The organism is Streptomyces sp. NBC_01618 (genome assembly GCF_045209435.1).
Classification (GTDB): domain Bacteria; phylum Actinomycetota; class Actinomycetes; order Streptomycetales; family Streptomycetaceae; genus Streptomyces.
Genome location: NZ_CP109297.1, coordinates 12,288 through 31,515 on the forward strand (window position 1 = coordinate 12,288; position 19,228 = coordinate 31,515).

A 19,228-nucleotide genomic window follows, 5' to 3' on the forward strand; every position below is an offset into this window, starting at 1 on the left:
TTTAGGTTCCAGTTTCTGAGGGCCTGCCGGGCAGCGGAACCCCCCGGGTCACCGCCCTCCGAGGGGCGGTGACCCGGGGGTTCACCGCGGTGGTGCCGTCGTCAGCAGGTGTTGCACTGCTGGGGGAGAGTGTCCCAGAAGGAGGTGTCCGCCTGGTCGATCGAGCCGTCGGCGACCGCCTGGATAGTGGCCTCCATGGTGACCACCGACTGCCGGATCAGGTAGCCGTTGGACTTCTGGCCGAGTACATACGGTGCGTACTCGTGGTCGCTCATCCCGCGCATCTCGAACAGCAGCGTGGCGATGCCGTACTCGGCCGCCATGCCGTTACGGCCGATGGTGTTGGCCGAGCCCCCGTCGTACCGGCCGATGTGGCCCCAGCCGGTGCGGTCGACGTTGTGGTACACCACGGAGCCGAGCCGCTTGGACTTCTCGACCAGTTCGGGCGAGACATCCGGGGTCGTCGGGTACAGGATCGAACCGGACACCAGATCCCCGTTCACGCGGGACTGGGTGCCCTGGTGGTGCAGGTCGATCGCGTAGTCCACGTCGTAGGCGCGCAGCACGTTCTCGTGCAGGGCCTGCGTCTCGGGCTGCTCCTTGGCCACGTGGTCGCGGTTGAGGTCGACCTCGTTGGCGTTGTAGCGGGTCAGGTGGCGTTCGCCTTTGGCGAGGTAGCCGTCGAGGGGGAAGTTCACGTCGCCCATTGCGCCGTCGGCGTTGAACATCGGGATGAAGAGGACGTTCACCTTCTTGAGCAGCGAGGCCTTGGACGGCGAGCCGAGGGACTTGATGGTGTGCAGCATGGCCTCGGTGGTCAGCTGCTCGTTGCCGTGCTGCTGCGCCAGGTACAGGATCGTCGGGTTGTCCGGGTTGCTGACGTACTTGACCAGGTGGATGTCGCGGCCCTTGACGGTCTGCCCGATTACCTCGAGCTTCATGGCGTCCTGCTTGGCGTCCTGGTCCTTCAGGAAGCGGGCCACGTCGTCGTAGGTGGACAGGATCGAGGTGTTGATCGTCTCGTTGCCCCGGTAGTCGGGGCCTTCCCCGACCGCAGCGGCGGTGCCGTTGAACAGGGCACCGGTCAGCAGGAGTGCGCCGGTGAGGGCGGCGGTAGTAGTACGGGCGGATCTGGCGAAAGCACTGGACCTACGCATGTGTTTCTCCCTGGTGTCGCGAGCAGCGTCTGACGGCGGGCGAGCCTATGATCTTGGTGAAAACCCGTCAATGCCTCTGTGTCTAAGCGGCGTTACTGCAGATGAGAGCATTTCGCGGGAAAATATCGCGAAGTGCATGGCCGTTGCAGGCAGGACGGCCGCCCGCCGGGCCAGGCGCGTATGCGACAGGAGCAAGACCCCATTCACAGATGTCTCTCGGCCGCCTAGAGTGGCGCACGCCCCCCTCGGAAGCGCCTTACAAAACCTGAGGAGCAGTGAATGTCCGCTCGGAGTTGGGTCGCCACACTGGCGAGCGCCGCCCTGATCGCCGGCTTCTCCACCGTCGCCGCCAACGCCACCGGCAACCCCACCAACGGCGCGATCCCGCCGGTGTCCCACTGCGGCACCGAGGCCTCCGGATCCGGCAACGAAGGCTTCGTCGACTACGCGCAACTGACCACCGCTCTCCAGCAGCTGGAGACCAGCACCGGCGGCACCGTCGACGTGGAGGTGGCCGGGTACTCCAACCAGGGCCGCGCCATCCACACCGCGCGCGTCGGCGAGGGCGACAAGGTCGTGTACGTGCAGACGCAGATCCACGGCAATGAGATGCACGGAACCGAGGCGGCCCTGGAGCTGCTCAAGCAGTGGGGCTCTGACAGCCCGGCGGCCAAGAAGCTGCGGAAGAACGTCACCGTGGTGGTCATCCCCCGGCTGAACGTCGACGGAGGCGAGCTCGACCAGCGGCAGAATGACATGACCTGGGACGAGGTCGTCGCCGACTTCCCGCAGCTGGCGGGTGCGTCCCCGTCGTGGAACTACAACTCCCGGGTCGGCGGTTTCGACATCAATCGTGACTTCCACCCGAATCTGGACTACGTTCCCGCCGCCGAGGACTTCCCGGGCGACAGCGCCGACACCGGCTGGTACATCACTCCCGAGGCGCAGACCTCCCGCGATGTCTACCGTTCGCTGGAGCAGGAGTTCGGCACCGTCGACTACTTCGTCGACCTGCACAACCAGTGGTCCTGCTACGCCACCGATGACATGGAGAGCATGTCGCCGCTGTCCATCTCGGCCAAGTTCATCGACAACCCGGCCGAGTTCGGCAGCTGGCCCAAGTTCGACATGGACGCCTCCAAGCGGGCCAACGTCGCCGTCTACCAGGCACTCCAGAAGCGGGGCAAGTCCTCCTACGGCGACCTTACCCTCTACCCCCAGTCCACCAACCTGCCGGGCACCGCGCTCGGTTCGTACCAGCTGCGCGGCTCTGCGGCGATTCTCTTCGAGACGTCCTCGCAGACCCAGTACGACGGCATGAAGCGCAACGGCATGCTCGCCAAGATGGTCGAGACCGGGCTCGGCGGCCTGGTCGACGCCGTCGCGGACGGCTCGGTGAACTCCCTCGACACGGGCGTCTACGACGCCATCCCGAAGCGCGTCACGCTGCCTTCCGACGGCCCCGGCGTCTGACGGAGTGGACGGCCCGCGGCATCGCCCGGCAGTCCGGCTCTCCCCTGGCTCCGCACCGACACTTCGGTCCGGAGCCAGGGGAACCGCCGCCGTGCCGGGAGGTGCCGCTTCACGCCTGCCGGACCGCGGACCCGCCCTGTGCCGCGGCGAGCGCCGCGTCGGTATCGGCGGCGGCCAGGGTGGGCGTTGAGGTGCGCGTCGGCGAGAGCGCCGACGGCGGCGCAGGCGCCGACCTGGGCGGTGAGGTCGGTGGCGTTGCCGCCAACCCATACGCCGGGACAGGGGGTGGGGGCGATCCGTGGTGGCCTGTCCGTTCCCAGGGGGCGCCCGGCGGCGAGGGAATGGGCGACCCCTGTCCAGGGCACGGGTACGGGGGCCGCCCGGCCCTGCGGACTTCGCCCCTGAAGCGCGCCGGCCGCGCCTGTGGGGCTCGTAAAGTCATTGCTACTGGTCGGCACCCGCTTCCGGGCACGTCGGTGGGGACTTGTAGTGCTGTCCTGGTGATCGTGTCCCTGCTCTGCCGCACCGCCCGCGCGCTGTTGTCCGTCCCCGTGGTCCTACTGCGTCGAGACGCCGCCATGGGTGCCGAACTGTTGGTGCTGGGGCACGAGAACGCCATCGTGCGCGGGCATGTGAGGGGCAGGGTGCGCGATGGGCCAGCCGGCTGATTCTGGCTCGCCGCCCTGACCTGGCTGATACCGCGTGGCCGCCGTCTTCCCCGTCACCCCCGGTACTTTGCTGGCCTGGTACCGCAAACTGATCGCCAGGAAGTGGGACTGCTCCGCCCGCAGCTCCCGTACTGGACGGCCGTCGTCGGCGGCCGCGCTCAAGAGTCTCGTGCTGCGCCTGGCTGATGAGAATCCCCGCCGGGGCCACCGCCGCATCCGGGGCGAACTGGCCCGGCTCGGGCACCCCGTCGCGGCCTTTACGGTCTGGGAGGTCCTGCACGCGGCAGGCATCGACCCGGCCCCGCGCCGCTTTGGCCCCGCCTGGCGCGGCTTCCTTATGGCGCGGGCTCAGGGGATCTTTGCCGCGGACTTCTTCGATGTCGGCACGGTCTGGAGCAGGCGCCTGTACGCGATGGCGTTCATCGAGCACGGCACCCGGAGACTGCACTTCACCGGGGTGAGGGCGCACCCCACCGGTGCCCTTGCCGAAAAGCACATCCATGCTGGTCAGGCCGCATGTCGGTACTCGTGGATGGTGCCGCCGAGTCGGGCCCCTCGTCGTATGTCCAGGTGGGCGATCCGGTCTGGGTCCTCGATCGGGGCGGGCAGCGGGTGATGCGGGCCCGGGCGTTCTCGGCCTGGACGTGGACGGCGTCGGCGTGCGCGGCGGCGCGGACCTTGTCGGCCCAGTCGGCAGCGCGCTGCGCCAGGTCGGCGAGGCGCACGAAGGTGGCGTCCTGGTGCCGGCGGGCACGGTCCATGAGCCGGGCGTGCTCGGCGGTCAGTTCCTCGGCGGCGTACGCGGCGATCGCCTCGGCGCCGTGGCGGCGGGTGACGCGGCCGAAGGGGCAGGCGCCCTCCTCCTGCTCGATGACGGCGAGGTTGGCGGCGGGCCAGCCGGTCTCCTCGTCGCGCGGGCCGAGCTGGATGTCGAGCACGCACACCGCGTCCGGGTCGTGCAGGCCGTTGTCCTGGTAGCGGCGGTGCGGTCGGGGCACCGGGCCGCCCGTCTGGCGTTCGGTGTGCGCACGCCAGAGTTCGGGGGAGGGGTCCTCCTCGTCCCGATGGAGGCGGTGAAGGTAGGCGACCAGCGCGGGCACCTGCCAGGCGGCGGAGCCGAAGGGCGCGGCGGGCATCGCGAGCCCGGTCCGGGCGATGAGTCCCGTGTGGTTGCTGACGGCGGCCTGGGCGACGAACAGGCCGGTGGTGAGACGGAGTTCGGAGCGGAGCATGGCGAAGCCTTCCGGGCGGGCGGCACGCAGAGAGAGGGGGGAGGGGGCCCGGGCCGGACCGAGTGGTCCGGCCCGGGCCGCAGGTCAGGACGCGTCCTCGGAGTCCTCGGCGCTCGCGCCGTCCGTGGTGTCCTCGTCGGCCGCGTTCGGCTCGTGCTCCTGGAAGGGCTCGTCGTCGACCACGGCCTGTTCGACGCTGGAGAGCGGGTAGCCGATCTCGGCGAGGAACGTCAGCCATGTGCGGGCGTCCGCGCGGATCTCGCGCAGCTCGTACACGGAGGACTGCGCGCTGCGGTCGGTGCGCCAGGTTCGGACCTCGTTCATCCGCTTCTCGAACGTCGCGGCCAGCACCGCGAAGTTGAGCAGGGTGAGCTTGGCCGGGGTCGCCGTCTTGGCGCGCTCTGCGGGCTGGTCGTAGCCGGTCAGCTCTTTGATGAGGTTGCGGCGGCTGACGTCTCCCGACCACTGGGCCACTGGCTTGGGGCAGGCAAGCCACTGCTCGGTGATGAACGCGGCGAGCGGCTTCGGCGCGGTCTTGCGGCCGATCAGGTCCTTCAGCCACACCTGCCGGGCCTTCTCGGCGGCGCGGTAGGCCTTGTTGCCCGCCTTGACGTACTCGCGCGACGGCTCTGACGACTTGGCCTCGCCCGTCGCCTCGGCCTGCTGCGAGCCTTCGTCGCCGTCTGTCTCCTGGTCGTCCTCCTGGGGCGGGCGGTGGCCGAAGCGGTCCGGGTCGGTGCAGAAGTAGTCCACCTCGCCGGGCTCGCGGGGGTTCTCGGCCCAGGTCGCCACGTGGCCGGGGCACCCGGTGTGCGCCTCGGCGCTCATGGGCTCGTCGTCCGGGCCGTCAAGCTCGGCGAGCGGCTCGGCGGTCGGAGGAAGGGTGTCGGAGTCCTCGGCCAGCCGTACCCCGGCCTTCTTCAGCTGCGGGCGGACTGTGGCGCGGGCCTGCTGCTCCTCCCGGTCGTCGCGCTCCCACTGCACCTGGAACTCGAAGCGGCCCTTACGGTAGGCCTCCAGCAGTCGGTCTACAGCGTCGTCGTCGAACTCGCCCAGCACGCGGAGCACTTCGAGATCGAGGTCATACGTCCCGGCCTCGGCGAGGACCGAACGGGTCCGCTCGCCGACCGTCTTGGCGGTCTTGACCGCGCGGGAAACCTGGGTACGGGTCCGGCCGGTGAGTTCGGCGACCCTCGCCTGCTTCATGCCCTCGCTGACCGCACCGAACAGGGCGTCGGCCTGCTCCAGCTCGGTCAGACCACGGCGGTAGCCGTCGTCGTTCTCGATGAGCTGGTCGATGAAGTCCCCGCCCGCCTCGCGCAGCGAGGGGTTGAGCACGTACGCGGGGACCTCGACCGTGTCTTGCTCCTCCTCAGTCTCCTTGGTGGTCCGGGCGGCGAAGTAGCGCCGGTGGCCCATCTTCAGCTCGTACGTGTCCTCGCCGAGCGGGAGGACCACGACGGGGACCTTCACGCCGTTGGCCGCAACCGACTTGAGGAACTTCTCGTCGAGGTTGAGTTCCTGGCGGACGTTGCGCTCGTTGACGCGGATCTGGCCGAGCCGCAGGGTGACCCGCTGCATCGGTGTCGTTGTTGCGGTGTCGCTCACGTGTGCTCCTGGTGCGATCGGTTGGTGTCGAGCAAGTTGCCGCTTGCTCATGAAATCAATTATACGCCCTTGCAGCTTTGGCGCAACACCCTTTTTCCTGGGGGATATCGGGCAACCATGCTGGTCAGGGCCGGCCCCCGTCGACCACTTGGACGGGTGACAGCAGCCCCGTTCCTCCTCCACCCCACACCCCCATGCGCTATAGAGCGCGCCACGAAGGAGGTCCGGCGAACACAGCACCGAGCGATCCGGAATCACACCACCACCGAATCCGGAACACCACCACCAAGATCAACCAGCCGAAACACCCGCCGACCAGCACAGCAACAAGCCCGCATCACTGGCGAGGCAACCCGAACAACCCAGTGACACCCTCCCCGAACCTCACAGCCGGACGACGACGGACAGGAAGCGCCGGTCCGCCCTGCCCCGACCACCCGTCGTCCCGGCGGCTGCCGGGTGGGCCGGCGACGCGCTCGTACGGGCGAAGACCCGGGTTTCGCGTGGCGCGGACACCCTCCGCCGCGCCCCGGTCGGCAGCACGATCTCGTCGACTGGCTTGAATTCGCACCCGTACAGGGCAAACCTTCCGGCGTCGGTCGTGGCCGAGCACCGCCTTTACCACGTTTCCACTGATAGAGCCCCGTCTTTTCCGGAATCCGGGTTCGCACTTGTCCTGAAAACGGCGACGACCAGGGCGTCAAGGGGTGCGAATGAGTCACGTTTGCAGCGGCCCGCAACGGCGATTCTGAGCCTTGCTTTCCCTAATGACTATTGTAGTATTTGTTTCCGGTTTGATCGTCTGACTGCGGGGGATTCAGGGAGGTCACGACGGAGGAGTCCTGACGTCCGGGACAGAACACTTCAGTGGGAAACGGCGTGACGCCGCCGCGAAGGTTCATGACGTTATTCACACGTTCTCAACATGCCCCTAACACCGCGTAACTCCCATCGTGTGATAGCTGGACCGCTCAAGGAGCCGGCCCGGTCCCGAATCATGCACGTGCTCGGCGAGAGCCAAGAAATTCTACCTCAGCATCGGCAACAGGGGGAAGAAATGGGAATCAACATACTGGTATCCGACAAGATGAATGTGTCCCGCTACGCGCTCACCGCCCTGCTCGAACAGGGCAAGGAGATACAGGTCGTCGGATCGGTGGCCGACAATCTCGATGCAATCGAGTTCGCCGATACACACCATCCGGATGTCGTGATCTTCAGCTTCGACGGCGCGGACGGCAACGTCATCACCGTCGCCGAGAAGATCACCGGCCTTCCGAGATGTCGATGCCTGCTGCTCGCCGAATCATTCACCCGGTCGGTCATACGCCAGGCATTCACCGGCGGAATCGCCGGAATGGTACAGCAGAGCGCCTCCCCGTACCGCTTCTTCGAATCCGTCCATCGGGTGCATCAAGGAGAAAGAGTCTTCGACACGGAGTTAACCGTGGCCGTGCTGGGAAATAACGACTGCCCGCTTTCCCAGCGGCAACTCTCCGTACTTGAGCGGCTCGCCCAGGGTGACACGCTCAGCGAGATCGCGGCACAGTTGCACATCTCCGACGGGACCGTGCGGAACTATCTCCTTTCCGCGGTGACGAAACTGGGCGCGCGTAACCGCATCGACGCGCTGCGTATCGCACAGGAAGCGCACTGGATCTGACATTTAGGACACCTCAAGGGCACCTCACGGTCATCTCTCGGGGTTCCTTTGTGTACGCCGCTGAACTGCGACTGTGTACGCCGCTGAACTGCGACGATGTTCCGCACCAGGCAGAACCTCGGGAGTTCCCATTCATACGTACGGAGGGCCGATCATGGCGGATATCTCTCGCAGCAAAGATCTGATCATCGCCATCACGATGGCCGATATTGCCATCATTCTCGTCGTCGGATCCATCCTGGGTTGGCTGGTCCGATACGTACGCCAGCCGCCCGTCGTCGGCGAGATCATCGCCGGAATCGCCCTGGGGCCGAGTCTTCTCGGCCTGTTACCCGGGGATCTCCCCTCCCTGATCTTCCCGAGCGAGGTACGGCCGTATCTGTCGGCGATAGCCCAGGTCGGGCTGCTCGTCTTCATGTTCGGCATCGGTTGGGAATTCGACAAGAGGTTACTGAAGGGCCGGGGCAGTACCGCGGCGGCGGTCTCCGTCACCTCGGTCGTGGTCCCGTTCAGCCTGGCGATCGGACTTGCGGCGCTGCTGTACCAGCGGCACGACACCGTAAACGGAGATCAGGTCTCCTTCACCGCGTTCGCCCTGTTCATGGGTGCGGCGATGTCGATCACCGCTTTTCCCGTGCTGGCCCGGATGCTGACCGAACACGGAATGCTGGGAACACGGGTCGGCGCACTCGCACTGGCCAGCGCGGCCATCGACGATGTCATCGCCTGGTGCCTGCTCGCTCTGGTCGCGGCGATCGCGACCGCGTCCGGTGGCGCCGGGGATCTCGCGCAGACGGTGATATTCTCCGCGCTCTACATCACGGCGATGCTGGTCTTCGTGCGCCCGTTCCTGTCATTCCTCATGCGCCGCTGGGGCCGTGACCGCATGACACCGCAGCTCATCGTCGTACTCGTCGCCGGGCTGTTCCTGTCTTCCTATGCGACGACCTGGATCGGGATCCACGCGATATTCGGTGCATTCGCCTTCGGATTCATCATGCCGAGCGAGTACCGCGGCGTGTTCGGCGAAGAGGCCAGAAAGCCGTTCGCGGGGATCAGCATGGTGCTGCTGCCGGTCTTCTTCATCGTCACCGGACTGAATGTCGATATCGGGGCGTTGTCCGGACGCGATCTGATCGAACTGGCCGCCATCATCGCCGTCGCCTGCGCCGGCAAGATGATCGGCGCGTCCATGGTCGGGAGACTGTCCGGAATGCCGTGGCGGGAGGCCAGCACCCTCGGCATCCTGATGAATACCCGCGGCCTCACCGAACTGATCATCCTCAATGCCGGCGTCAGCCTCGGCGTCCTGGACAGCCGGATGTTCACCATGATGGTCGTGATGGCGTTGTTCACGACCGCGCTCACCGGACCGTTCCTCCCGAAGCCCTCGGTACGCGTCGGCCAGGCCGGACTCCGGACCCGCCCGGAGGAACTGGCCGGGGCGACCCCCTAAGCTTGACGTTTAACCTCGGTGGGCTTGGTGTTCCCTGATGGATTCGGCGCGTTTGACCGTCTTGCCGACGTCGTGGTGCTTGGCCCGGTGCTTGTTCTTTGAGCCGGGAGGGCGTCCCGGGCCTGGGCGGGACGGTTTTGGTGCGGCTGCCGGGCGGGACGCGGTCGCGCGGACGTTGCGAAACCCCCGGCGGACACGTGCGGGGGTGAGGCGTCGTGGTTCGGCGGGCCGTTCCCAGGGGCGGCAAAGGTCCTCGGCGAGGGGGCGGGCGAGGCGGAGTTGTGTGTGGGTGGCGATGATCAGCCAGGTCCACAGGTCGGCGGTGTCCGCGTGGCGGACCTTCGGGGCAGTCCAGCCCAGGGTCTGCTTCATCAGCCTGAATGTGTGTTCCAGGTCGAATCTGCGGAGGAACGACTGCCACCAGCGGTCCACGTCCGCGGGTGCGGCGGCGGTGGCCGAGCACCACAGCCAGACAGGCTTCGGGTCGCGGTCGCCCGGCAGGCGCTCGACTTTGAGCCGCATCAACGTGCCGTGAAGGATGGGCAGTTCCTCCTTCGCGTGTTCCAGCCAGGGGCCGCGGTGGGTGAGCTGGGGATGCATCCGGTCCCAGGCCATCGCCTCAGCGGTGCCGTAGCGGGTGGTGTCGGTGTGGGTGGTGACCTCGGGCCGGTGCCAGCTGTCGGGCTTGCGGAAGGTGAGGACGCCACCGTGTCGGCGCGGGCGGCCGCCCTTGGGCCCGGAGCGTGCGGGGCCCGGGTCGCGGAGCATGACGCGGTCCGAGCGCAGACGTCCGACCAGCACTGCCGGCAGGTCCGCCAGAGCGTGGGAGAGGTAGGCGACGTCGTAGCCGGAGTCCATGACGATCAGGATCTCGGGATCGCCCGGCCGCCAGTGCCCCGCTTGTGTCAACCGCTCGACGACGTCGCGCAGTTGGGCGGCTTTCACGAGTGTGGCATCGTTCGCGGGGCCCAGGCGCACCGCGTCGAGCAGCGCGACCCAGGAAGTGCGGCCGACTTCCAAAGCGGCGACGAAGGAGTACGGCCAGCCCGGCACCAACTGGTCCGTCTTGCGCTCGCCACGCCCGTAGACGTGGCAGAACAGCCGGTCGTCGCTGGTCGGGGCGTCAGGGCGGAGCCAGTTGCTCACGTCCACCGCCAGCACGATCCGCCCGTCGGCCGCCTTCGGTAGCGGCAGGCCGGCCAGCACGCGACGCAGCCGCGCAGGCTCGATCCAGCCCCGGTCCAGCGCGGCATACAGCGCGCCGTGCCCGCGCCGGTGCTCGACGGCCAGGGACAGCTCGACCAGGGTCTTCACCGGACCGTCCGCGCACAGGGCCGCGTCCGAGAGCTCGAAGAGCGCATCCGCGCGGGAGTACAGACAGTCGTAGAACTCGACCCGAAAGCGGGACAAGACGTCCAACGCATCGCCTGCGGGCCCAGGGACGGGGAGACTCATACACAGCGGCCGTTCTCTCGTGCTTCGTTACTCGACATCTCGAAGCGTGGAGAACGGCTGCCTCCGCTGTCCTGGGAAGAACCGCAGATCAGCAGGTCGGGTGACGTGCGAGTTTAAACGTCAAGCTAAGAGCTGTCCCGTAAATGATCTTCAGTGAGCGAGGCTCGGTTCAGGCTCGTTGGGCGCTCTGCTTGTCAGCTGCGCTGCTTCAGGCCCGGGCGGGGAAGTCAGGATGGTCGGTGTAGGGCGAAGCAAGGTCACGCAAGTTGTGGCACGGCCAGGAGTCGCGGGCGTGACGGGCCAGGATGCGCCGCTTGGCCTCGACCTCGCGCAGGACGCGGGCCGGGTCGTGCAGAGCCACATGCAGAGCAATCGTGGGGTGGAAGCCGGAGAGGTCAACCTGACAGAAGTCGACCGTGTGTCCGTGGGCAGACCACTCCCCGCATCCGTCACCGTCGCAGCGCCGGGCCAAGTCAGCCTCCTCATCCAGCCGCGCCTCAAGGAACCTCACCAGTTCTTCAGTCATATGAGCATTCTCGACGTTGCGCCGAACGTCATGGAACGATCTTGCGATGACTGGTGTGATCACGGCGTCAGAGCCGTCATGGATAGCCCCGTTCACCGGCCTGAGCCCGCGGCAGTTCGGGAAGCTGGTGACGGTTCTGCGACGCAAGGATGCGGAAGCGGTCCGCAGGGGCCGACCGTGGAGCCTGGCGCTGGAAGACCGGGCACTGCTGGTCGCGGCCTACTGGCGAACGAACCTGACCATGCGCCAACTGGCCCCGCTGTTTGGGGTTTCCAAATCCGCGGCGGACCGGATCATCGATCACCTCGGGCCGATGCTCGCCCTCCAGCCCCGCAAGCGGTTCGCGAAGGACACCGTGCTGATCGTGGACGGCACCCTGGTGCCCACCCGCGATCACACCATCGCCGAGCAGTCCAAGAACTACCGGTACTCCACCAACCACCAGGTCGTCATCGACGCCGACACCCGCCTGGTTGTGGTGGTCGGTCGGCCCCTGCCCGGGAACCGCAACGACTGCAAGGCGTGGGAGGAGTCCGGCGCGAAGGCCGCCGTCGGAAAGACCCTGACCATCGCCGACGGCGGCTATCCGGGCACCGGGCTCGTGATGCCCCACCGACGCCGCAAAGGGGAAGAACTGTCTGACTGGAAGCAGGCCCACAACAAGTCCCACAAGCAGGTCCGCGCCCGCGTCGAGCACGTCTTCGCCCGCATGAAGACCTGGAAGATCCTCCGCGACTGCCGTCTCAAAGGCGATGGCGTCCACCACGCCATGCTCGGCATCGCACGGATGCACAACCTCGCCCTCGCCGGGTAAACCACCCAGCCGTAACAGCAGCCCACCATGCCCGAGGCCGCTCAGAGATCATTTACGGGACAGCCCTTAGGCGCAGGCCGGCACACAGAGCGGTCGCCGCCATGGCAGTGGATGCCATGGCGGCGATTTCGCCGTACGAAGTCGATTCAGTCCAGCAGGAGTTCGGGCGCGTGCAGCTCCAGCCAGACATGCAGGTCGAGCATCCGCTCGACGTTGGACCGTACGGCCATCGACATGGCCGCCGGAGCCTGTGACCCGATCTGCTGCGCCCAAACACGGTCGACCAGCGCAAACACCTGCGCGTCCGGCTCCGACACCAGCTCCTTCACCTGCTGCTGCAGATGAGCGGCGTACTCCGGATTCTGGGGCGAGGGGAACGGGCTCTTGACCCGCTCCAGCACCGATCGCGGCAGCACATGCGCTGCGGCCCGGCGGAGCAGGCTCTTCTCCTGACCGTCGAACGACTTCATCACCCAGGGCGTGTTGTAGACGTACTCGACGAGTTCATGACTGCAGAAGGGCACCCGCACCTCCAGCCCGACCGCCATCGACAGCCGGTCCTTGCGGTCCAGCAGCCCCCGGACGAATCGCGTGAGATGCATATGGCTCGTCATGCGCATGAGCCGGTCGAACTCGGATTCGCCGTCGAGATACTCGACCTGCGCGCGCGCCGTCGCGAACTGGTCGGCGGTGTAGGCCGCCACGTCGAGCCGGGCCCGCAGGCCGGGTTCGATGTGATCGGTCCGGGCCGCGAGACTCATCGGCGGGATGAACATCATCCACGGGAAGGTGTCCCCGCGCAGGGCCTCCGGGTGGTGGAACCAGGGATAGCCGCCGAACAGTTCGTCGGCCGACTCGCCCGACAACGCCACCGTCGAGTGCTCCCGGATCGCTTTGAACAGCAGATACAGGGAGCTGTCGAGATCCCCGAACCCGTTCGGGATGTCCCGGGCGCCGACGGTCGCGCGACGTACCGCGGGATCCGAGATGTCGGACGGATCGAGCATCACATCCCGGTGCGCGGAGCCCACATGGGCCGCGACGTCACGGACGAACGGCGCGTCGGACGTCTCGCGCATCTCGTCCGGGACGAAGTTCTTCTCCTGGCCGAAGAAGTCCACCGAGAAGCTGCGCACCTGTTCGCCGCGCAGGCCCAGCCGTTCCGCCGCCAGCCCGGTGATCGCGCTGGAGTCCAGACCTCCCGAGAGCAGGACGCCCTGGGGCACATCGGAGATCAGCTGCCGGTCGACGATGCCGGTGAGCAGTTCCCGCACCCGGGCCACGGTGCCCTCGCGGTCGTCGGTGTGCTCGACCGCGCTCAGCCGCCAGTAGGTCCGCTCCCGCAGCCCACCCCGGTCGACGTTGATCAGCGTGCCGGGCACCACCTCGTGCATGCCCTTCCACAGCGCCCAGCCCGGGGTCTTGGTCTGCGCGACCAACTCCCGCAGCCCGTCGGCGTCGACCGCCTTCCGTACGAGGGGGTTCGCCAGGATCGCCTTGGGCTCGGAGCCGAACAGCACTCCGTCGGGCGTCGGGTAGTAGAAGAGCGGCTTGATCCCCATGCGGTCGCGCACGAGGAGCAGCCGCCGGCCGCGACCGTCCCAGATCGCGAACGCGTACATGCCGTCCAGATGGTCGACGACGCTCTCGCCCCACTGCAGATAGCCGCGGAGCACGACCTCGGTGTCGCTGTCCGTCCGGAACGGATGGCCCAACGCCTTGAGCCGATCGCGCAGTTCCTGGAAGTTGTAGACCTCCCCGGAGTAGACCAGCACGATGTCACCGGTCGGCGTGCTCACCGTCATCGGCTGCGCTCCGCCAGGCAGGTCGATGACCGCGAGGCGTCGATGCCCCAGCCCGACCTCTGTACGCACATAGGTGCCGCGGCCGTCCGGCCCGCGACAGGCCATCGTCCCGGTCATCGCATCGAGCACATCACCCCGGTGCGTCAGATCGGCCTCGAACGACACCCAGCCTGCTATCCCGCACATCTCACGTCCTCTTTTCCATGGCACCTATTTCCAATGAAGCAAGAACGCACGAATACGGCCAAACTAGCATCGGCCTCATTACCCGACAATGTTCGTTTCACCCCGACCGGTGTGGATTTTCCACAGCTGCGGAATGCTAAAATCGACCCACCCGTATGGAGGATGAGATGCCCGCAGAAAAATCCCGCGCCAAGGTCGTCGGCCGGCCACCTCATCTGTCCCTCGATGCCATCATCGCCGCGGCGGAACATATTCTGCAGACCGAGGGCGCGGGAAAGCTTTCGATACGGCGCCTGGCGAACGAATTGGACAGCGCGCCGATGGCGCTCTATTACCACGTTCGCAACAAGGACGAACTGCTTCTGCTGCTGATGGAGGCCCAGGCCCGGCGCATACCGCGCCCGGAACTGCCGGAGGACCCACGGGAGCGGCTGATCGCGGTGTCGATCATGCTCTACGAGCTGCTCGCCGACCGGCTGTGGATCGTGCAGGTGGTGGCCGGCGGCGACCTCATCGCCCCCTCGGCGCTCTGGTTCGTCGAGGAGATGATCAGCGCGACCGTGGACTACGGACACACGCCGGAACACGCCGTGTACATCTACCGGACGATCTGGTTCGCCATCGTCGGCGACCTGATCATCCGTGCGAACGGCAAGCAGCGGCGCGGCCGGGCCACCGGACCGACCTACGAGGACCAGGTCGTCGCCGGCCTGATGAGCGGTACGCACCCCCGGCTGGCGGCGGTCGCCGATCGATGGGCCGAGCTCAACGGCCGTGACACCCACCGCCAGGGCCTGACGGCGATCATCGACGGGCTGCTGCGGTCGGAGGAGACCGTGGAGGGCCAGTAGCCGGCGGCTTCACGGGGCGGACGGCCAGGGGACCGACATCTTCTCGGACGCCGTCCGCGCGCACGCCGCCAGGACTCCGACGACCGCGTCGCGGTGTTCGTCCAGGTAGAAGTGCCCGCCCTCGAAGGTGCGGAACGCGCATCCGGCGTCGGTGACCTCACGCCACCCCTGGGCCTCAGCCGCTGTGATCTCCGGGTCCTGGTCGCCGTACAGCACCGTGACCGGAGTCCGCAGCCGCGCGCCGGGCGACGGCCGATAGGTCTCGCTCAAGCGGTAGTCGCTCCGGATCATGGGCAGGAACGTCCGGACGAGCGGGGCGTCGTCGAGGAGGTCGAGCCGCGTCGCGTCGGTGCGGCGCAGTTCCTCGATCAGCTCCTCGTCGCTGCCGAGGTGGATCCGGCCCGGCCGCGTCAGCGCCGGGGCGGGGTGACCGGACACGGCCAGGCCCATCGGCGGGTCCCCCGCCGCCGTCAGATGTCGGGCGACCTCATAGGCGACGACGGCCCCCATGCTGTGCCCGAACAGAATCGTCGGGACCGGCGGCCCGTCGAGCGGGAGATCGGCCGCCAGTACAGCGGCGAGCCGTTGGATATCGTCCGGCACCGGTTCGCCGAATCGATCTTCCCGGCCCGGGTACTGAACGGCGAAGAATTCGATGTCCCAAGGTGCCGACCGGTCCCACGAACGGTAATAGCTCGCACTGCCGCCGCCGTGCGGAAAGAGAAGCACGCGGGCCCGGGCATAGGGGCGGGACGCAAGCCGGCGGAATGCTCCGGCCCGCCGGCCCCCCGACAAGGAATCGATACGCATACCCACTCATTCACTCGCTGCCGGTGCCATGGAAATGTTCCAGAAGTCGGCGTAGCGGCCGCTCCGGGCGAGAAGCTCGTCGTGGCTGCCCTCCTCCACGATGTGGCCGCCCTCCAGGAAGAGGACGCGGTCGGCGCGCTGCACGGTCCGCATCCGGTGGGCGACCATCACCACGGTCCGCCCGGCCATCAGGCGCTCGATGCCCTCGTGGACGGCGGTCTCGTTGACCGGGTCGAGGGCGGAGGTCACCTCGTCCAGCAGGACGATCGGCACGTTCTTCAGCAACGCCCTTGCGATGGAGACGCGTTGGCGCTCACCGCCCGACAGCAGCGCGCCGCCCTCGCCGACGTTCGCCTCCCATCCGCCGGGCAGCCGCTCGATGACCTCGTCGAGCCGGGCCGCGGTCGCCGCCGCGCGGACGTCGGCCTCGTCGGCGTCGGGACGGCCGAGGCGCACGTTCTCCTCGATGGTGCCGTCGAAGAGATAGACGTCCTGGAAGACGATGGCGATCTGTGCCATCAGCACCTCGGTGTCGATCTTGCGCACATCCACGCCGCCCACGCGAACCGCGCCGGAGTCCACGTCGTAGAACCGGGCGAGCAACTGGAGCAGGGTGCTCTTGCCCGCACCCGACAGTCCGACCACGGCGAGCCGCTGCCCCTGGGGCACGGAGAAGGACACCTCGTCGAACACCGTGCGTTCGCCGTGCCGGAAGGTGACGGACTCGAACGCCAGGTCGTGGTCGACCGGCCGGACGGGCTCACGGGGTTCCGGTAGCGGCGCGGTGCTCAGGACCTTGTCGAGCCGCTCCAGCTCGGACTGGGCGCCGCGGAGCCCCGCGCCGATGTCCGACAGCGACAGCAGCGGATCGGCGCAGCGGGCCGCGAGCACCAGGATCGTCAGGACCTCCGCCGCCCCGATGCTCCCGCCGAGCGCGAGGGAGGTGCCCAGCGCCAGCACCGCGGTGAAGGCCACCTGCACCGCGACCGTCAGGCCCACCGCGCCGGGCAGCATCGCCAGCACGGTACGCCGGGAGGAGCGCTGGACCTCCTGGAGCGAGTCGTCGAGCAGCTCGAAGCGCTCTCCGGTGCGGCCGCCGGCGCGCAGCACCGGCTGGGCCTGGAGAAACTCGATGACGCGGTCCGATGCCTCCTTGTCCCGTTCGTGGCGGTCCGCGTCGGTGCCGGCCATCGAGCGCGCGGTCCACTTCTGGATCGCCGCCACGACGGGTGCGGCGACCAACGCGGCCACGCCCAGCTGCCAGTTGAAGGCGATCATCACGGCGACGATCGTCAGGGGGGTCACCAGGGCGGAGATGAACGGGGCCAGCAGGTGCGCGGCGACGCCCATCGCCTGGAGCAGACCGCGGCTGGCCATGACGGAGACCTCGCCGACCCGGCCGGCGTTGTACCAGCCGATCGGCAGCCGGGCCAGGTGCTCGCCCAGCCGGTAGTACATGCCGTGCAGCATCTTGGTGCCGACGCGCATGCCGGAGAGGTCGCTGACGTAGCGCAGCACGGCGTAGACCGCGACCGCCGCCCCGAACGCGATCAGCCACGGCACGGCGTCGTCCGGCGTGCTGCCGAACAGTTCCCGCAGCACCGGGACGAGCAGCGCGTAGGAAAGACCCTCGACCATCGCGGTGATCGTCATCAGGACCACGGTGCGGCGCATCGCCTGGGCGTACTCGGGTCCGAGCACGCGCAGCAGCGTTCGAATCATCGGGGCTGTCCTCCTTGGGATCGCCAGAACTCGGCGAACTTCCCTTCCTGCGTCAGCAGTTCGGCGGGGCGGCCCCGCTCGACGATCGACCCGTTCTCCAGCATCACGACGGTGTCGGCGTCGGCGACCGTCTCCGGGCGATGGGCGATGACCAGGATCGTCCGCTCGCCGCCCAGGGTCGCCAGGGCCTGGCGGATCGCCTGTTCGGTCTGCGGGTCGGCGAAGGCGGTCGCCTCGTCGAGCACCAGGACGGGTGTGTCGGCCAGCAGCGCGCGGGCGAGGGAGATCCGCTGGGCCTCGCCGCCCGAGAGCTTGACGTCCTCGCCGATCACCGTCTCGTAGCCGTTGGGCATGTCGAGGATCCGGTCGTGGATGTGGGCCAGTTTGGCGGCGCGCGCCACATCGTCGCGCTCGGCGTGCGGCACCGCGAGCGCAATGTTGTCCGCGACCGAGGCGCGCAGCAGGCGGACGTCCTGGAAGACGAAGGAGACCGTGCGGTAGAGCTGTCGGCTGCCGATCTCGCGCAGGTCGACGCCGCCGATGGCGACCGAGCCCTGGCTCGGGTCGAAGAACCGCGGCAGCAGCTGGACCAGGGTCGACTTCCCGCTTCCCGACGGCCCGACGAGCGCGGTGAAGGTCCCCGGCTCCAGCACCAGGTCAACCCCGCGCAGCACCTCGCGGTCCTCTTCGTAGCCGAAGCGGACATCGCGCAGTTCCACCCGGTGTCCCTGGGGTGCGACCGGATGCGCGGGCTCCGGAAGCGACGCGACGTCGAGGACTTCCTTGATCCGGCCGACCGCGCGGCCGGCGGCCTGCATGTCGTCGAAGCCGTGGCCCAGGGCCGCCACCGGGGCCGTCAGGCCCAGGCCCAGCAGCAGGAAGGGCAGCAGGTCGGCCGGGGCCAGGCTGCCGGACGTGATCATGGACGTGCCGCCGATCAGGACGACGAGCAGCACGAACGGCGGGGACAGCGCCAGCTGCATCCCGGCGGCGACCAGGGACATGCCGCGCACCCACCGGAAGAACGTCCCGACGAAGTCGTCGACGGCGGTGAGGAACTTCCCGTGGGCGCGCTCGGATCCGCCGAACGCCTTCACCACCGAGATGCCCTGCACGAACTCGACGACGGAGCTGGCGATCCGTCCCATGGCCTCGTCGAACTCCTCCTGCTCGCGCGTCCTGGCGGGGAGCATCAGCAGCGGGACCAGGAGAATGGCCATCACCACCGGGATCAGCGTGATCAGCGTGAGCCGCCAGTCGATGGTGAACAGGTAGACCAGCGACACCAGCGGCACCACGAACGCGGAGACGAGCTCGCCGGGCGCATGGGCGATGAGCGGGTGCACGGCGCTCACGTCCTCCCCCACCACCTTGGCCAGCTCGCCCGTCTTGCGGCGGGAGAACCAGCCGATCGGCACGCGGCCGAGCCGGTCGGCGAGCTGCCGACGGAACGTCAGCTGCGCCTGGCTGTCCAGCACATGGCCGAGTCCCGAGGACGCGGCGGTGAACAGCAGTCGCACGAACAGGCCGGCCGCGCCCAGGATCACGGCCGTCCAGACGTGCCCCTCGTCGATCGGGCCCGGCGCCAGCAGGGTGCGGCCCAGCTCGACGACCGCCAGCAAGGGCGCGAGTCCCGCGAGAGCGCCGATCACCTGCAGGATCGCGACGGCCGCGAACTTACGGACATGAGGACGCAGCAGCCTGGACAGGCTCTGCTTCTCCACGGAGTCGGAGTCCGACGTCGGCGTGGACCGCTCCCCGGCTCCAACAGCGTCGATCGCGCTCATCACTCTCCAATCGTA

The 19,228-nt window shown here is 68.0% G+C and carries 14 protein-coding genes; 5 read left to right on the plus strand and 9 right to left on the minus strand.

Annotated elements, in window-relative coordinates; all coding sequences use genetic code 11:
• Positions 1–101: 101 nt before the first annotated feature.
• A complete protein-coding gene (locus OH735_RS00080; RefSeq protein WP_406378336.1) occupies positions 102–1,157 on the minus strand; it encodes a M14 family zinc carboxypeptidase in 1,056 nt (351 codons plus the stop codon).
• Between the two features lie 279 nt (positions 1,158–1,436).
• Here OH735_RS00080 and OH735_RS00085 point away from each other — a divergent pair, with 279 nt between their 5' ends.
• A complete protein-coding gene (locus tag OH735_RS00085; protein WP_406378338.1) occupies positions 1,437–2,630 on the plus strand; it encodes a M14 family zinc carboxypeptidase in 1,194 nt (397 codons plus the stop codon).
• Positions 2,631–3,747: 1,117 nt separating this feature from the next.
• Here OH735_RS00085 and OH735_RS00090 read toward each other — a convergent pair.
• Entirely contained in the window at positions 3,748–4,530 is a 783-nt protein-coding gene (locus tag OH735_RS00090) for a hypothetical protein (protein WP_406378340.1), read from the minus strand.
• Positions 4,531–4,614: 84 nt separating this feature from the next.
• Complete coding sequence (locus tag OH735_RS00095) at positions 4,615–6,138, minus strand: ParB/RepB/Spo0J family partition protein (RefSeq protein ID WP_406378342.1); 1,524 nt, start codon at positions 6,136–6,138, stop codon at positions 4,615–4,617.
• Between the two features lie 1,003 nt (positions 6,139–7,141).
• Between OH735_RS00095 and OH735_RS00100 the strand changes: the two genes are divergently transcribed.
• Positions 7,142–7,801, plus strand: a complete 660-nt coding sequence (locus tag OH735_RS00100) for a response regulator transcription factor (RefSeq protein ID WP_406378344.1) — start codon at positions 7,142–7,144, stop codon at positions 7,799–7,801.
• Positions 7,802–7,955: 154 nt separating this feature from the next.
• The gene (locus OH735_RS00105; RefSeq protein WP_406378346.1) at positions 7,956–9,257 is read left to right on the plus strand and encodes a cation:proton antiporter; all 1,302 of its coding nucleotides are present in this window, start codon (positions 7,956–7,958) and stop codon (positions 9,255–9,257) included.
• Between the two features lie 9 nt (positions 9,258–9,266).
• On the opposite strand, the gene OH735_RS00110 is transcribed toward OH735_RS00105, so the two are convergent.
• Together OH735_RS00110 and OH735_RS00115 are read right to left on the minus strand one after the other, a co-directional pair.
• Positions 9,267–10,712: an NF041680 family putative transposase gene (locus OH735_RS00110; RefSeq protein WP_406378348.1), complete on the minus strand. Its 1,446-nt coding sequence runs from the start codon at positions 10,710–10,712 to the stop codon at positions 9,267–9,269.
• Positions 10,713–10,920: 208 nt separating this feature from the next.
• On the minus strand, positions 10,921–11,238 hold the full coding sequence (locus OH735_RS00115; protein WP_406378350.1) for a DUF6221 family protein: 318 nt from the start codon (positions 11,236–11,238) through the stop codon (positions 10,921–10,923).
• A gap of 46 nt (positions 11,239–11,284) precedes the next feature.
• Here OH735_RS00115 and OH735_RS00120 point away from each other — a divergent pair, with 46 nt between their 5' ends.
• Positions 11,285–12,052 (plus strand): transposase, encoded by a 768-nt coding sequence (locus OH735_RS00120; protein ID WP_406378352.1) that lies wholly within the window; start codon positions 11,285–11,287, stop codon positions 12,050–12,052.
• A gap of 146 nt (positions 12,053–12,198) precedes the next feature.
• Here the strand turns inward: OH735_RS00120 and asnB are convergent, their stop codons facing one another.
• Entirely contained in the window at positions 12,199–14,043 is a 1,845-nt protein-coding gene (gene asnB, locus OH735_RS00125) for an asparagine synthase (glutamine-hydrolyzing) (RefSeq protein WP_406378354.1), read from the minus strand.
• Positions 14,044–14,210: 167 nt separating this feature from the next.
• On the opposite strand from asnB, the gene OH735_RS00130 reads away from it, so the two are divergent.
• Positions 14,211–14,894 carry a TetR/AcrR family transcriptional regulator gene (locus tag OH735_RS00130; RefSeq protein ID WP_406378356.1) on the plus strand — a complete coding sequence of 228 codons (684 nt, stop codon included), beginning with the start codon at positions 14,211–14,213 and terminating at the stop codon, positions 14,892–14,894.
• Between the two features lie 9 nt (positions 14,895–14,903).
• Here OH735_RS00130 and OH735_RS00135 read toward each other — a convergent pair whose 3' ends face one another.
• The 3 genes from OH735_RS00135 to OH735_RS00145 are packed head-to-tail and all read right to left on the minus strand — an operon-like array spanning position 14,904 to position 19,213.
• Complete coding sequence (locus OH735_RS00135) at positions 14,904–15,704, minus strand: thioesterase II family protein (protein ID WP_406378358.1); 801 nt, start codon at positions 15,702–15,704, stop codon at positions 14,904–14,906.
• A gap of 6 nt (positions 15,705–15,710) precedes the next feature.
• Positions 15,711–17,426, minus strand: coding sequence for an ABC transporter ATP-binding protein (locus OH735_RS00140; protein WP_406378360.1), 1,716 nt, complete (start codon positions 17,424–17,426; stop codon positions 15,711–15,713).
• On the minus strand, positions 17,423–19,213 hold the full coding sequence (locus OH735_RS00145) for an ABC transporter ATP-binding protein (RefSeq protein WP_406378362.1): 1,791 nt from the start codon (positions 19,211–19,213) through the stop codon (positions 17,423–17,425). Before OH735_RS00145 ends, OH735_RS00140 begins: the two co-directional genes overlap by 4 nt.
• Between the last annotated feature and the right edge of the window lie 15 nt (positions 19,214–19,228).